Origin of the sequence: Streptomyces sp. ICC4, assembly GCF_003287915.1 — a bacterium.
Classification (GTDB): Bacteria; Actinomycetota; Actinomycetes; order Streptomycetales; family Streptomycetaceae; genus Streptomyces; species Streptomyces tritrimontium.
In genome coordinates this window covers 305,392-320,835 of sequence record NZ_CP030286.1, presented here as the reverse complement: position 1 = coordinate 320,835, position 15,444 = coordinate 305,392, and the positions used below count along the sequence as shown (strand labels likewise).

Below are 15,444 nucleotides of genomic sequence, written 5' to 3'. Positions count from 1 at the left end.
ATGAGCAGCAATCGCACCCACCAGTGGCGCGGCATCATCGAGGAGTACCGGGACCGCCTGCCGGTCACGGACAAGACCCCGGTGGTCACGCTCCGCGAGGGCGGCACTCCCCTCGTCCCCGCGCAGGTGCTCTCCGAGCGCACCGGCTGCGAGGTACACCTCAAGGTCGAGGGGGCCAACCCCACCGGGTCCTTCAAGGACCGCGGCATGACCATGGCGATCACCAAGGCCAAGGAGGACGGCGCCAAGGCCGTCATCTGCGCCTCCACGGGCAACACCTCGGCCTCCGCCGCCGCCTACGCGGTGCGCGCCGGGATGGTCTGCGCCGTCCTCGTGCCCCGCGGCAAGATCGCGCTGGGCAAGATGGGCCAGGCGCTCGTGCACGGCGCCAAGATCCTCCAGGTCGACGGGAACTTCGACGACTGCCTGGACCTGGCCCGCTCGCTGTCCGACAACTACCCGGTGGCGCTGGTCAATTCCGTCAACCCGGTACGCATCGAGGGCCAGAAGACGGCCGCGTTCGAGATCGTTGACGCGCTCGGCGACGCCCCCGACATCCACGTGCTGCCCGTCGGCAACGCCGGCAACATCACCGCGTACTGGAAGGGCTTCAAGGAGTACAAGGCCGACGGCCTGGCCTCCCGTACGCCCCGCGTGTGGGGTTTCCAGGCCTCGGGTTCGGCGCCCATCGTGCGCGGCGAGATCGTCAAGGAGCCGCACACCATCGCCACCGCGATCCGCATCGGCAACCCGGCCTCGTGGGACTACGCCCTGCAGGCCCGGGACGAGTCGGGCGGCTTCATCGACGAGGTGACGGACCGCCAGATCCTGGCCGCCTACCGCCTGTTGGCGGCCCAGGAGGGGGTCTTCGTCGAGCCGGCGTCGGCCGCTTCCGTGGCCGGCCTGCTCAAGGCCGCCGAGCTCGGTCTGGTCGACCCCGGCCAGAAGATCGTCTGCACCGTCACCGGCAACGGCCTGAAGGACCCCGACTGGGCGGTCGCCGGCGCTCCGCAGCCGATCACCATTCCGGTGGACGCCGAGGCCGCCGCCGTGCGCCTCGGTCTCGTCTGACCGGAAAGCGCGAAAGCGGCCGAAGCAACCGAAACGCCCGCAGTATCCGAAGTATCCGAAACACCCGCAGTATCCGTAACACCCGCAGTATCCGCAGTGGTCGAGTGGCCGGATTCCGGAAGTCTTTCGAAGGCTGAGGAATCCGGCAACTCGGGCCGTACAGCACCAAAATCCCCGCGCGAACCCGGTGTGACCGACGGGAGCCCACGACACGCATCGTGCGCCTGCTGTGCGCCCTATGTCGGATGAGAACCTTCCTTCGATACGCTGTACTTACATCCGCCGCCGCGCATATGACCGCGGTGCTGCCCACGGGGCCTTCGGGTGTCGTACGTTCTCCAGTACATTCGCAGCGAGCCAGCGAAGATCTCGTCTCGCACAGTCACAAGGAGTGTCATCGGACGATGGCCGGTCCAGCTTTCCGCGCCGCCGCCGTACGGGTGCGCGTCCCCGCCAGCAGTGCCAACCTCGGCCCGGGCTTCGACGCCTTCGGCCTGGCCCTGGGGCTCTACGACGACGTCGTCGTCCGCGTGGCCGATTCCGGCCTGAACATCGACATCGCGGGTGAAGGTGCCGAGACCCTCCCGCGGGACGAGAGCCACCTCCTCGTACGTTCCATGCGCACCGCCTTCGACCTGCTGGGCGGCCAGCCGCGCGGCCTCGAGGTCGTCTGCGCCAACCGCATCCCGCACGGCCGCGGCCTCGGCTCCTCCTCCGCCGCCATCTGCGCGGGGATCGTCGCCGCCCGCGCCGTGACCATAGGCGGAGAGGCCAAGCTCGACGACGTGGCGCTCCTCGAGCTCGCCACCGAGATCGAGGGCCACCCCGACAACGTCGCCGCCTGTCTGCTCGGCGGCTTCACCCTCGCGTGGATGGACGGCGGCAGCGCCAAGGCGATCCGTATGGAGCCCGCCGATTCCATCGTTCCGGTGGTCTTCGTCCCCTCCAAGGCGGTCCTGACGGAGACCGCGCGCGGCCTGCTGCCGCGCACCGTCCCGCACGTGGACGCCGCCGTCAACGCGGGCCGCGCGGGTCTGCTCGTGGAGGCCCTGACCAGGCGTCCCGAGTTCCTGCTGCCGGCCACCGAGGACCGCCTCCACCAGGAGTACCGTTCCCCGGCGATGCCCGAGAGCGTGGCGCTCGTGGCCCGGCTGCGGGCGGACGGCATTCCCGCTGTGATCTCCGGCGCGGGCCCCACGGTCCTCGCGCTGGTCGACAACGGCGCGGCCGACAAGGTCGCGCGGCTCGCGGGCGAGGGGTGGGCGGCCAACCGCCTCGCACTCGACGCCGCGGGCGCGAGCGTACTTCCGCTGGGCACCCAGGGCGGCTGAAGAGTGCTGTAGGACATGCCGGCCAGGGGCGGGCGGCCGGGGCAGGCCGCCCGCACGGAAGGGCTCGATCGCCGGTGATGGAGAGGGGGAATGTCTGTTGGATCCGGTAGTGTTAATCTCAAGTGCGCATCCGAAGCCGCCATGGCTTGGTGCTCAGTGTCCCTATCAGGGACCACCTTTCTTCCGGGAGCCTCCCCGACTGCTTTGACCACTGCCAGCAGTTTCGAGCAACGCTCCGGAATCGGCGTGACATTCCCACGCTTCCAGCTCGGGGGCTTCTCGCCGGAACCACCCACGTACATGCACGTTTCTCTCCGCCGCATTTCTGCCGGCGGACCACCGCCCCGGCTGCGGCCCATGCCTCATCGAGTCACGGACTGCCGTCGGACAGCACAACCGGTCGCCGAGCCAGACAGGCCGACGTCCGCTCCAGGGAAGGACCCTTCGTGAGCGACACCACCGATCTGATGGGCGCTGCCGACACCAATGTCGACACCAGTGCCCCCGCCGCGGGCGCCGCGACCAAGCGTCGCCGCTCCGGCACCGGCCTTGATGGCATGGTCCTGGCCGAGCTGCAGCAGGTCGCGTCGGGCCTCGGCATCAGGGGCACCGCGCGGATGCGCAAGGGCCAGCTGATCGAGGTCATCAAGGAGGCGCAGGCGGGCAGCAGTGCCCCCAAGGCCGCGGCCTCCGCCGCCGCTGCCGCGCCCGCCGACACCGCCGAGGCCAAGCCGAAGCGCCGTGCCACCAGCAAGGCCCGTACGGGCGAGACCGCCGCCCCGGCGCCCGCCGAGAAGACCGCCGCACCGGCGCAGACCGACATCCCGGGCCAGCCGGCCAGCGAGGACGCCCCGGTCGGCGAGCGTCGCCGCCGCCGTGCCACCGCCCCCTCCGGCAGCCCCGAGGGTTCGGCCCCCGCGGCCGTGCAGGTCGAGCAGAAGACCGAGACCGCCCCGGCCGCGCAGACCGAGGCCAAGGCCGAAGCGGCCACGGCCGTCTCCGGCCAGGCCGCTCAGGCGCAGGACGGCGAAGGCCGCGGCCGGCGCGACCGCCGTGAGCGCGGCAACGACCGTGCCGAGCGCGGCGAGCGCGGCGAGCGCCAGGGCCGCCGTGACCGCGGTGCCAAGGCCGACGACCAGGGCCAGGGCGCCCAGGGTCAGAGCCAGGGCGGTCAGAGCCAGGGCGGTCAGGGCCAGGGCGGCCAGGGCCAGGGCGGTCAGGGCCAGCAGGGCGGCCGCCAGGACCGGACCGACCGTCAGGACCGCCAGCAGGGCGGCCGCGGTCAGGGCCAGGGCGGCCAGGGTCAGCAGGGCGGCCGTCAGGACCGGGACCGTCAGGACAACGGCCCGCAGGACGACTTCGACGAGGACGGCCGTCGCGGCCGTCGCGGCCGCTACCGCGACCGCCGTGGCCGTCGCGGGCGCGACGAGTTCGCCCCGGTCGAGACTCCGGTCGCCGACGACGACGTCCTGATCCCCGTCGCGGGCATCCTCGACATCCTCGACAACTACGCGTTCATCCGGACTTCGGGCTACCTGCCCGGCCCGAACGACGTGTACGTCTCCCTCGCCCAGGTCCGCAAGGCCGGTCTGCGCAAGGGCGACCACACCACCGGTGCGGTCCGCCAGCCCAAGGACGGCGAGCGCCGCGAGAAGTTCAACGCGCTCGTGCGTCTGGACTCCGTCAACGGCATGGCGCCCGAATCCGGCCGCGGTCGCCCGGAGTTCCAGAAGCTGACCCCGCTCTACCCGCAGGACCGGCTCCGTCTGGAGACCGACCCGGGCGTGCTGACCACCCGCATCATCGACCTCGTGTCGCCGATCGGTAAGGGCCAGCGCGGTCTGATCGTGGCTCCGCCGAAGACCGGTAAGACCATGATCATGCAGGCGATCGCCAACGCGATCACGGTCAACAACCCCGAGTGCCACCTGATGGTCGTCCTGGTCGACGAGCGTCCGGAAGAGGTCACCGACATGCAGCGGTCGGTGAAGGGCGAGGTCATCTCCTCGACCTTCGACCGCCCGGCCGAGGACCACACCACCGTCGCCGAGCTGGCCATCGAGCGCGCCAAGCGTCTCGTCGAGCTCGGCCACGACGTGGTCGTCCTGCTGGACTCCATCACCCGCCTGGGACGCGCGTACAACCTCGCCGCCCCCGCCTCCGGCCGCATCCTGTCCGGTGGTGTCGACTCGACCGCGCTCTACCCGCCGAAGCGCTTCTTCGGTGCCGCGCGCAACATCGAGGACGGCGGCTCGCTGACCATCCTGGCCACCGCGCTGGTCGACACCGGCTCGCGCATGGACGAGGTGATCTTCGAGGAGTTCAAGGGCACCGGCAACATGGAGCTCAAGCTCGACCGGAAGCTCGCCGACAAGCGCATCTTCCCGGCCGTGGACGTGGACCCCTCGGGCACCCGCAAGGAGGAGATCCTCCTCAACAGCGAGGAGCTCGCCATCGTCTGGAAGCTGCGCCGGGTGCTGCACGCGCTCGACTCGCAGCAGGCCATCGAGCTGCTCCTCGACAAGATGAAGCAGACGAAGTCGAACGCCGAGTTCCTCATGCAGATCGCGAAGACGACCCCGTCGGGCAAGAACGACGACTGACGTCGCCTCGTGGCACCTGCCTGACGCCGCGTTCGCACACCACGACCGCCCCCGCCGCACTCGCGGCGGGGGCGGTCGTGGTGTGCGCCACACTCCGCACCCGGCGCAGCCGCCCGCGCCGCCTCGCGCCCGCAGGGGAAACCGCAGGTAAGGCGGGACTTGCGCGGTGTTCATCCCGGCAGGTCCCATTCTTCGGATTGGTTCCGGTACGCCATGGACCGTGGAACCCTTGAGGACTTCCGCCCGTCTGTGTCAGAGGGACCGGGGACACCGAACCGAGGACGGGCAGGCAGAGGAGAGCATGAGCCAAGACAGTACGGGCCGGGGCCGCAGGGCCGCCGCGGGCCGGCGCCGACGCAAGCCGGCCACCCGCCGCAGGGCCGTCGTCATCGCCGCGTGGGCGGCAGCGGGCGTCCTCCTGCTCGGCGGGGCGGGGCTCGGCTACTTCTACTTCAAGCTCAACGGCAACCTGAAGACCGTCGACATCGACGCCGCGCTCGGCAAGGACCGCCCGCAGAACGTGAACAACGGCTCGATGGACATCCTCGTCCTCGGATCCGACTCCCGCGGCGGCGACAACGCCGAGTACGGCCAGGACGACGGCGGCTCCGCCCGCTCCGACACCGCGATGATCGTCCACCTCAACGAGGGCCACACCAAGGCCGGCGTCATATCGATACCCCGCGACACCCTGGTGACCCGGCCCGCCTGCAAGGCGGCGGACGGCAAGACGGACCCGGGCGGCATCCGGAAGATGTTCAACGAGTCGTTCACCGTCGGCGGGGCCGCCTGCACGGTCGCGACCGTGGAGAAGATGTCGGGGATCCGCATGGACCACTACCTCGAGGTCGACTTCACCGGCTTCAAGAAGATCATCGACAACCTCGGCGGCGTCGAGGTGACGACCACCAAGCCGATCAAGGACCCGTACAGCCACCTCGATCTGGCGGCCGGCACCAACAGGCTGGACGGAGAGCAGGCCCTCGGCCTGGTCCGCACCCGCCACGGCGTGGGCGACGGCGGCGACCTCGGCCGAATACAGCTCCAGCAGGCCTTCATCAAGGCCCTGATCAAGCAGGTCAAGGGCATCGGCGTCTTCGACAACCCGAAGCGGCTGCTCGACCTCGCCGACACCGCCACCAAGGCGCTCACCACCGACAAGGCGCTGGGCGACGTGAAGTCCCTCATGGGCTTCGCCCAGGGCCTCCAGGGCATCGGCCCGGAGAACATGCAGATGATCACCCTGCCGGTGACCGGGGACACCCGCGACCCCAACCGCGTCGTACCGCTCACCGCGGAGTCCAAGATGGTCTGGGACGCCCTGCTGGCCGACCGGGACATCCCCGCCGAGGCCACGGCGAACTCGGCCGGCGACAAGGGCACGGCCGGTTCCGTCGTCCGCTAGTGCTGTGACCGGGAAGGTTTGCCGGGTCGCGGTGTCCGGTGCGGTGCATCTCCCCCAGCTACCGCCGGGAGGGGCCCCCGGGCGGAGGACCACGCCTCGTACTGGACGTACCGGTGTGGTCCGACAACGCGGCGAGGTGCCGTGCCGGGCGCCGCGACCCGGCGGACCTTTCCGGTCACAGCACTAGTGCTGTGCCCGCGCGCACGCACCGTAGGCCCCGGCCACGCACCGGCAGACCGCCTGCTCAGGCGGGTTCCGGCGGGCCGAGGAATAGACGGCGGCCCCCCTCCGTTGAGGGAGGCGTCCTCAGAATTTTGACAGGCAGCCCGGTCCTGGCAGACTGGTCTGTCGGCCCCGGTTCACGCAGCGCGCAATTCGGCTCCTGCGACCCGGCGCCCTCCCGAATCTAGGAGACACCTTGAAGCGCGATGTTCACCCCCAGTACGTCGAGACCCAGGTCAGCTGCACCTGTGGCGCGTCGTTCACCACCCGTAGCACCCTGACCGAGGGCTCCATCCGAGCCGAGGTCTGCTCCGAGTGCCACCCGTTCTACACGGGCAAGCAGAAGATCCTCGACACCGGTGGCCGTGTGGCCCGCTTCGAGGCCCGCTTCGGCAAGGCTGCACAGAAGTAGCGAGCCTCCGGCGCCGGATCCCGGCTGCACCCTGTTGCTACGGGGGCAGCCGGACCGGCGCCTTTCGCGTCCCGCAGCCCTTTTCTTCACTTTCACCATCAGGAGCCCCCGATGTTCGAGGCGGTCGAGGAACTGATCGGCGAGCACGCCGATCTTGAGAAGAAGCTCGCCGACCCTTCGGTCCACTCGGATCAGGCCAACGCGCGCAAGCTCAACAAGCGCTACGCGGAGCTGACTCCGATCGTCGCGACCTTCCGTGCCTGGAAGCAGTCCGCCGAGGACATCGAGACGGCGAAGGAGTACGCGGCCGTCGACCCGGACTTCGTGGCGGAGGTCAAGGAACTGAGCGCCCAGCGCGAAGAGCTCACCGAGAAGCTCCGCCTGCTGCTCGTCCCGCGCGACCCCAGCGACGACAAGGACGTGCTCCTCGAGGTCAAGGCGGGCGCGGGCGGCGACGAGTCGGCCCTGTTCGCCGGCGACCTGCTGCGCATGTACCTGCGCTACGCCGAGCGCGTGGGCTGGAAGACCGAGATCATCGACGCCACCGAGTCCGAGCTCGGCGGCTACAAGGACGTCCAGGTCTCCGTCCGCACCAAGGGCGGCAACGGCGCGACCGAGCCCGGCCAGGGCGTCTGGGCCCGCCTGAAGTACGAGGGCGGCGTGCACCGCGTCCAGCGCGTTCCGGCCACCGAGTCCCAGGGCCGCATCCACACCTCCGCCGCCGGCGTGCTCGTCACCCCGGAAGCCGAGGAGGTGGAGGTCGAGGTCAACATGAACGACCTCCGCATCGACGTGTACCGCTCCTCGGGCCCCGGCGGCCAGTCCGTCAACACCACCGACTCGGCCGTGCGCATCACGCACCTGCCGACCGGCGTGGTCGCCTCCTGCCAGAACGAGAAGAGCCAGCTCCAGAACAAGGAGCAGGCGATGCGCATCCTGCGCTCGCGCCTGCTGGCCGCAGCGCAGGAAGCCGCCGAGCAGGAGGCCTCCGACGTGCGCCGCAGCCAGGTGCGCTCCGTGGACCGCTCCGAGAAGATCCGTACGTACAACTACCCGGAAAACCGGATCTCGGACCACCGGACCGGCTTCAAGGCGTACAACTTGGACCAGGTGCTCGACGGGGACCTCGATTCGGTCATCCAGGCCTGTGTCGACACGGACTCCGCCGCCAAGCTCGCGTCCGCGCGCTGAGTCCCTCCGCAGCATCCCCGCACGACCCCGCGGGACCCCCCGCACCACCCCCCGTACGACAGCAGCCCGGAGGACCAGCGTGAACTTGCTGCTTGCCGAGGTGGCCCAGGCCACCCAGCGGCTGGCCGCCGCCGGCGTGCCCTCACCGCGCTTCGACGCGGAGGAGCTCGCGGCCTACGTGCACGGCGTCAAGCGGGGGGAACTGCACCACGTCAAGGACGCGGACTTCGACGCCCGCTACTGGGAGGCCGTCGCCCGCCGCGAGGCGCGCGAGCCGCTCCAGCACATCACCGGCCGCGCCTTCTTCCGCTATCTGGAGCTCCAGGTCGGGCCCGGGGTCTTCGTGCCCCGGCCCGAGACCGAGTCGGTCGTGGACTGGGCCATACAGGCCGTCCGGGCGATGGACGTCGTCGAACCGCTGATCGTGGACCTGTGCACCGGGTCGGGCGCCATCGCGCTCGCCATGGCGCAGGAGGTCCCGCGCTCGCGCGTGCACGCCGTCGAGCTGTCCGAGGACGCCCTGCGGTGGACCCGCAAGAACGCCGAGGGCTCCCGGGTCAACGTCCACCAGGGCAACGCGCTCAGCGCCCTGCCCGAGCTGGACGGGCAGGTCGACCTGGTCATCTCCAACCCGCCGTACATCCCGCTCACCGAGTGGGAGTACGTCGCCCCCGAGGCCCGGGACCACGACCCCGAGATGGCGCTGTTCTCCGGCGAGGACGGCCTCGACACCATCCGCGGGATCGAGCGCACGGCCCACCGCCTGCTGCGGCCCGGCGGCATCGTCGTCATCGAGCACGCCGACACCCAGGGCGGCCAGGTCCCGTGGATCTTCGCCGAGGAGCGGGGCTGGGCCGACGCCGCCGACCACCCCGACCTCAACAACCGCCCGCGCTTCGCGACCGCCCGCAAGGCCATGCCGTGACCGGCGCTGCTTTGACCGGCGCAGCCCGCGCGAGGATTCCCGCCACCCCCCTGCTGCACGAGGAGGCCCGCTGATGGCCCGGCGATACGACTGCAACGACGCGACGGACCGCAAGACGGGCCTGCGCGAAGCCGCGTCCGCCGTGCGCCGCGGCGAGCTCGTCGTGCTGCCCACCGACACCCTGTACGGGATCGGCGCGGACGCCTTCAGCGCGGAGGCCGTCGGCGACCTGCTCGCCGCCAAGGGGCGCGGCCGCAACATGCCCACCCCCGTGCTCATCGGCTCCCCGAACACCCTGCACGGCCTGGTCACGGACTTCTCCGAGCAGGCGTGGGAGCTCGTCGACGCCTTCTGGCCGGGTGCGCTGACGCTCGTCGCCAAGCACCAGCCCTCGCTGGCGTGGGACCTGGGGGAGACCGGCGGGACCGTGGCCGTACGCATGCCCCTGCACCCCGTCGCGATCGAGCTGCTGACCGAGGTCGGCCCGATGGCGGTGTCCTCGGCGAACCTGACCGGGCACCCGGCGCCGGAGGACTGCGACGCCGCGCGCGAGATGCTGGGCGACTCCGTGTCCGTGTACCTGGACGGCGGGCCGACCCCGGGCATCCAGCCGTCGTCGATCGTCGACGTCACCGGGAAGGTTCCCGTCCTGCTGCGCGAGGGCGCGCTGACCGCCGAGCAGCTGCGGGAGGTCGTACCCGACCTCGAGGTGGCCCCGTGAGCCCTGAGGGGCGTGGCATAGCCGGGGGAACCGACACCTTCCGCATACTCCACGTCAGCACCGGCAACGTGTGCCGCTCGCCCATCACCGAGCGGTTGACGCGGCATGCGCTGTCGCACCGGCTCGGCGCGCCCGTCACGGGTGACCTGATCGTGGAGAGCGCGGGCACCTGGGGCCACGAGGGCGCGCCCATGGAGGCCAACGCGGCCGCCGTGCTGGCGGACTTCGGGGCGGACGCGTCGGGGTTCACCGGGCGGGAGCTGCTGGACGAGCACGTCATCCGGGCGGACCTGGTGCTGACCGCCACGCGCGACCACCGTGCGCAGGTCATCTCGATGGGGCACTCGGCGGGACTGCGGACCTTCACGCTGAAGGAGTTCACCCGGCTGGTCCGGGCGATAGACCCGGCGACGCTGCCGCCGCTGGACGAGGGCATGGTGGAGCGGGCGCGGGCGCTGGTACGGGCCGCCGCCGCGCTGCGCGGGTGGCTGCTGGCGCCGTCCCCGGACGCGGACGAGGTGTACGACCCGTACGGGGCGCCGATCACCTTCTTCCGCTCGATCGGCGACGAGATCAACCAGGCGCTGGACCCGGTGGTCACGGCCCTGACGGGCGTCACCGCCTCCCGCTGAGCCGCGCCGCCGCTGCCGGGGCCGCCGCCCCCGAACCCCCGCTCCCCGAACGCCGCGGTGGCCGGATCCGGCCGCTGCCGCCCGCGGAGCTCCGGCGGACTTCGCGCCGCGATGCGCGATGCGCGGGCTCGGCCTACAGTGGCTGGTACCCGGTACCCCCTGGAGTCGTGCCATGAGCGTCATCACCGAGCCCACGGACCTGCTGCGGCAGCAGGACCCGCAGATGGCGGACGTGCTCGCCGGAGAGGCGCAGCGCCAGGCGGGGTCCCTGCAGCTGATCGCCGCCGAGAACTTCACCTCGACCGCCGTGCTCACCGCGCTCGGGTCGGCGCTCGCCAACAAGTACGCCGAGGGCTATCCCGGCGCCCGCCACCACGGCGGCTGCGAGTACGCGGACCTCGCCGAGCGGATCGCCGTCGAGCGGGCCAGCGCCCTCTTCGGGGCCGAGCACGCCAACGTGCAGCCGCACTCCGGATCGGCCGCCGTGCTGGCGGCCTACGCCGCCCTGCTGCGGCCCGGGGACACCGTGCTGGCCATGGGGCTGCCCTCCGGGGGACACCTCACCCACGGGTCGCCCGCGAACTTCTCCGGGCGCTGGTTCGACTTCGTCGGCTACGGCGTCGACGCCGGGACCGGGCTCATCGACTACCTCCAGGTGCAGGAGCTCGCGCACACGCACCGGCCCAAGGCCATCGTGTGCGGGTCCATCTCCTACCCGAGGCATCCCGAGTACTCCGTCTTCCGGGAGATCGCCGACGAGGTCGGCGCCTTCCTCATCGCCGACGCAGCCCACCCCATCGGTCTCGTGGCCGGCGGGGCCGCGCCCAGCCCCGTGCCCTACGCCGACGTCGTCTGCGCCACCACGCACAAGGTGCTCCGGGGCCCGCGCGGCGGGATGATCCTGTGCGGGGCCGAGTTCGCGGAGCGGATCGACCGGGCGGTGTTCCCCTTCACCCAGGGCGGTGCCCAGATGCACACCATCGCCGCCAAGGCGGTGGCCTTCGGCGAGGCGGCGGGTCCGGCCTTCACCTCGTACGCGCACCGGGTGGTCGCCAACGCCCGGACCCTGGCCGACGCGCTCGCCGCCCGCGGCTTCGCGATCACGACCGGCGGGACGGACACGCACCTGATCACCGCGGACCCCGCGCCGCTGGGCCTCGACGGCCCCACCGCCCGGGGCCGGCTCGCCGCCTCCGGGATCGTGCTGGACACCTGCGCCCTTCCGTACGGGGACCAGCGCGGGATCCGCCTCGGCACCGCGGCAGTGACCACGCAGGGCATGGGCGGGCCGCAGATGGTCCGGATCGCGGAGCTGTTCACGGCCGCGCTGGCCGGCGGGGAGCCCGCGAAGATCCGCAGGGAAGTCAACGAGCTGGTGATCGGTTTTCCACCGTATGGGGTTCAATAGGGACAAGGAGGATGTACCGCAACCGGGATAGCGCCCCCGTGCGTCCCCGACAGCGAGTACATCGCAGCTAGTGTGTGGGGCTGAGATGGCCGGCGATACATCTGGGGCAGCCCGTGCGTGAATATCTGCTGACGCTTTGCGTCACGGTCGCGGTGACCTACCTGCTCACCGGGCCCGTGCGGAAGTTCGCGATCGCGGTCGGTGCGATGCCCGAGATCCGCGCCCGCGACGTGCACCGCGAGCCCACTCCGCGGCTCGGCGGCATCGCCATGTTCGGCGGACTGTGCGCGGGGCTGCTGGTCGCCGACCACCTGCAGAACCTCAACGGCGTCTTCGAGCTGTCGAACGAGCCGCGCGCCCTGCTCTCCGGGGCGGCCCTGATCTGGCTGGTCGGCGTGCTCGACGACAAGTTCGAGCTCGACGCCCTGATCAAGCTCGGCGCGCAGATGATCTCCGCCGGCGTGATGTGCATGCAGGGTCTGACCATCCTGTGGATCCCGGTCCCGGGGGTCGGATCGGTCTCGCTCACCCCCTGGCAGGGCAACCTGCTCACCGTGGCCCTCGTCGTGATCACCATCAACGCGGTGAACTTCGTGGACGGCCTCGACGGCCTGGCCGCCGGCATGGTCTGCATCGCGACCTGTGCCTTCTTCCTCTACGCGTACCGGATCTGGTTCGGCTACGGGATCGAGGCGGCCGCGCCCGCGACGCTCTTCGCCGCCATCCTGATGGGCATGTGCCTGGGCTTCCTGCCGCACAACATGCACCCCGCCCGGATCTTCATGGGCGACTCCGGCTCGATGCTCATCGGCCTGGTGCTGGCCGCCGCCGCCATCTCCATCACCGGGCAGGTGGACCCGGACGCGATGGCGCTGTTCGCGGGCGGCGAGCGCAACGCGACCCACGCGATGCTGCCGGTCTTCATCCCGCTGATCCTGCCCCTGACGATCATCGCGATCCCGATGGCGGACCTGGTCCTGGCCGTCGTACGGCGCACCTGGAAGGGGCAGTCGCCGTTCGCGGCGGACCGCGGGCACCTGCACCACCGGCTGCTGGAGCTCGGGCATTCGCACAGCCGCGCGGTGCTCATCATGTACTTCTGGTCAGGACTGATCGCCTTCGGCGCCGTGGCGTACTCGGTGCACTCCACCTCGATGTGGATCGTCCTCGCGATCGCCGGGCTGAGCGCCGTGGGCCTGCTCCTGCTCCTGCTGCCGCGCTTCACCCCGCGGACCCCGCGGTGGGCGGAGCGGCTGGTCCCGCCGCGCTACCGGCACGCGGAACGGGCGGCCGAGGCGGCCCTGCTGGACGCCTCCGCGGTGGAGCCGGAGCCGGTGAGGCCGATCGCGGCGGGTGTGGCGGGCGTCAACGGGGCGACCGCGGTAGGCCCCCGTTCGCGCTTCCCCGACCGGCGCAAGGCCGAGTCCTCCCGCTGACACGATGAGCGCATGTCGGACATGAACTCCCTTTACCAGGCAACCCGCCTCGCTGTCGCGCACACACGGGCGGGTTAGCCCTCATGTGTGACAGTCGGCACACTCCATGAGTAAAGCTCTCATCAAATACTTTGTGATACCGTTCACTAAACCCGGCGACAGAGCCGAAGGACCGTAGTGCGACGGTCCATTGGCCCGAGGTCCTCACTCGGACCGGGCTTACGCTCGTCCCGTACGAGTCCCGTGCCCCCACCACCACGCGGAGCAAACCGCCATGCGGTCAGATGACGTCCGATCCCTCCTGCAAACCGCCGTACCCACGGCTGTCGCCGGCGCTCTCGCCGCCGTCATCAGTGGGCTGGTGGCCGGTGGCAAGGGGGCCGTGGGCGCCGTCGTCGCGACGGTGGTGGTGATGCTGTTCATGGGCATCGGGTTCCTCGTGCTGCAGCGCACGGCGAAATCACTGCCGCACCTGTTCCAGGCCATGGGGCTCATGCTCTACACGGCCCAGATCCTGGCGCTCTTCGTCTTTCTCGCCGTGTTCAAGAACACCACCCTGTTCCACCCCAAGGCCTTCGCGATCACGCTCGTCGCCACCACCCTCGTGTGGATCGGCGCACAGGCGCGTGCTCATATGAAGGCCAAGATCCTTTACGTCGAACCGGACTCGATGAAGGGCGACAAGCCCGAGAATTCGGGGCCCAAGTCGTGAGGGGTAGGGCCGGAATAAGTGTGCGTTCGAGATGCTGCTATCGTCCGGTTCCAACTGCGGCACTGCGGGCGCGGGCATCTGAGCTGACGCCTGTTCCATCGCGAGGCTCGATGCCTGACTGCCGCCCCACCATCCGTTACACCAGTCCAGTGCCGAACCGCGGCTGCTCGCCGCGCCGACACAACGAGGTTGCCGTACCTATGCGCCACGCTGAAGGAGCCCTGCGGTGAGTGCTGCTGACATGACGCTCGCCTTCGATATCAACTGTCATTTCGAAGACGGCACTGGCTGCGGCTTCCCGGGCCCGACCCTGTACTCGTTCCTGTTCGAGCCGATCTTCGGTGACGCCGACACCAACCTGTACTTCAACAAGACGATGCTGCTCGCCCTGCTGGGCTCGGTCATCATCGTCGGCTTCTTCTGGGCCGCGTTCCGGAAGCCGAAGGTCGTCCCGGGCAAGTTGCAGATGGTCGCCGAGGCGGGCTACGACTTCGTACGCCGCGGCATCGTCTACGAGACGCTCGGCAAGAAGGAAGGCGAGAAGTACGTCCCCTTCATGGTCGCGACGTTCTTCTTCGTCTGGATCATGAACCTGTGGTCGATCGTGCCGCTCGCCCAGTTCCCGATCACCGCGGTCATCGCGTACCCGGCCGGCCTCGCCCTCGTCATCTACGTCATGTGGATGTCGGTGACCTTCAAGCGCCACGGCTTCGTCGGCGGCTTCAAGAACATCACCGGCTACGACAAGTCCCTCGGCGCGGTGCTGCCGCTGGTCATGGTGATCGAGTTCTTCTCGAACGTCCTGGTCCGCCCCTTCACCCACGCGGTCCGACTGTTCGCCAACATGTTCGCCGGTCACACGCTGCTGCTGCTGTTCACCATCGCCAGCTGGTACCTGCTGAACGGGATCGGCATCGCGTACGCGGGCGTCTCGTTCGTCATGGTCATCGTGATGACCGCATTCGAACTCTTCATCCAGGCTGTCCAGGCGTACGTCTTCGTCCTCCTGGCCTGCAGCTTCCTGCAGGGCGCGCTCGCCGAGCACCACTGAGCGAGTTCGCTCCGCAAACCCCCCGAATCGTCCGGTGGCCAACCCCCACCGGTCCATGAAAGAGAAGGAAGAACTGGCATGTCCCAGACCCTTGCTGCCGTCACCGGTTCCCTCAGCTCCGTTGGCTACGGCCTCGCGGCGATCGGCCCCGGCGTCGGCGTCGGCATCATCTTCGGTAACGGCACCCAGGCTCTTGCCCGTCAGCCCGAAGCTGCCGGTCTGATCCGCGCCAACCAGATCCTCGGCTTCGCCTTCTGTGAGGCGCTCGCCCTCATCGGTCTGGTCATGCCGTTCGTCTACGCCTGACGAACACGACTAGTCCGA

14 protein-coding genes are annotated in these 15,444 nt (G+C 70.2%); all 14 read left to right on the top strand.

The window, feature by feature from the left end; genetic code table 11:
- The 14 genes from thrC to DRB89_RS01500 all read left to right on the top strand — a co-directional run bounded on the left by thrC (position 1) and on the right by DRB89_RS01500 (position 15,426).
- Positions 1-1,071, top strand: a complete 1,071-nt coding sequence (gene thrC, locus DRB89_RS01570; protein ID WP_112448413.1) for a threonine synthase — start codon at positions 1-3, stop codon at positions 1,069-1,071.
- A gap of 404 nt (positions 1,072-1,475) precedes the next feature.
- Entirely contained in the window at positions 1,476-2,402 is a 927-nt protein-coding gene (thrB, locus tag DRB89_RS01560) for a homoserine kinase (RefSeq protein WP_112448415.1), read from the top strand.
- A 446-nt stretch (positions 2,403-2,848) separates the two neighbouring features.
- A complete protein-coding gene (gene rho / locus DRB89_RS01555; protein ID WP_112463185.1) occupies positions 2,849-5,005 on the top strand; it encodes a transcription termination factor Rho in 2,157 nt (718 codons plus the stop codon).
- A gap of 301 nt (positions 5,006-5,306) precedes the next feature.
- Complete coding sequence (locus DRB89_RS01550) at positions 5,307-6,410, top strand: LCP family protein (RefSeq protein WP_112448417.1); 1,104 nt, start codon at positions 5,307-5,309, stop codon at positions 6,408-6,410.
- A gap of 418 nt (positions 6,411-6,828) precedes the next feature.
- Positions 6,829-7,044, top strand: coding sequence for a 50S ribosomal protein L31 (gene rpmE, locus DRB89_RS01545; RefSeq protein ID WP_112448418.1), 216 nt, complete (start codon positions 6,829-6,831; stop codon positions 7,042-7,044).
- 111 nt (positions 7,045-7,155) lie between these two features.
- A complete protein-coding gene (prfA, locus tag DRB89_RS01540; protein WP_112448419.1) occupies positions 7,156-8,235 on the top strand; it encodes a peptide chain release factor 1 in 1,080 nt (359 codons plus the stop codon).
- A 79-nt stretch (positions 8,236-8,314) separates the two neighbouring features.
- Entirely contained in the window at positions 8,315-9,160 is an 846-nt protein-coding gene (prmC, locus tag DRB89_RS01535) for a peptide chain release factor N(5)-glutamine methyltransferase (RefSeq protein WP_112448420.1), read from the top strand.
- A gap of 73 nt (positions 9,161-9,233) precedes the next feature.
- Entirely contained in the window at positions 9,234-9,881 is a 648-nt protein-coding gene (locus tag DRB89_RS01530; protein WP_112448421.1) for an L-threonylcarbamoyladenylate synthase, read from the top strand.
- A complete protein-coding gene (locus tag DRB89_RS01525; protein ID WP_112448422.1) occupies positions 9,878-10,513 on the top strand; it encodes a protein-tyrosine-phosphatase in 636 nt (211 codons plus the stop codon). Before DRB89_RS01530 ends, DRB89_RS01525 begins: the two co-directional genes overlap by 4 nt.
- Before the next feature lie 172 nt (positions 10,514-10,685).
- On the top strand, positions 10,686-11,921 hold the full coding sequence (glyA, locus tag DRB89_RS01520) for a serine hydroxymethyltransferase (RefSeq protein WP_112448423.1): 1,236 nt from the start codon (positions 10,686-10,688) through the stop codon (positions 11,919-11,921).
- 101 nt (positions 11,922-12,022) lie between these two features.
- Positions 12,023-13,357 carry an MraY family glycosyltransferase gene (locus DRB89_RS01515; RefSeq protein ID WP_204358014.1) on the top strand — a complete coding sequence of 445 codons (1,335 nt, stop codon included), beginning with the start codon at positions 12,023-12,025 and terminating at the stop codon, positions 13,355-13,357.
- A gap of 274 nt (positions 13,358-13,631) precedes the next feature.
- A complete protein-coding gene (locus tag DRB89_RS01510) occupies positions 13,632-14,069 on the top strand; it encodes a hypothetical protein (protein WP_112448425.1) in 438 nt (145 codons plus the stop codon).
- A gap of 241 nt (positions 14,070-14,310) precedes the next feature.
- Positions 14,311-15,120, top strand: coding sequence for a F0F1 ATP synthase subunit A (gene atpB / locus DRB89_RS01505; protein WP_112448426.1), 810 nt, complete (start codon positions 14,311-14,313; stop codon positions 15,118-15,120).
- Positions 15,121-15,198: 78 nt separating this feature from the next.
- On the top strand, positions 15,199-15,426 hold the full coding sequence (locus DRB89_RS01500; RefSeq protein ID WP_046776171.1) for an ATP synthase subunit C: 228 nt from the start codon (positions 15,199-15,201) through the stop codon (positions 15,424-15,426).
- The last annotated feature ends 18 nt before the right edge of the window (positions 15,427-15,444 follow it).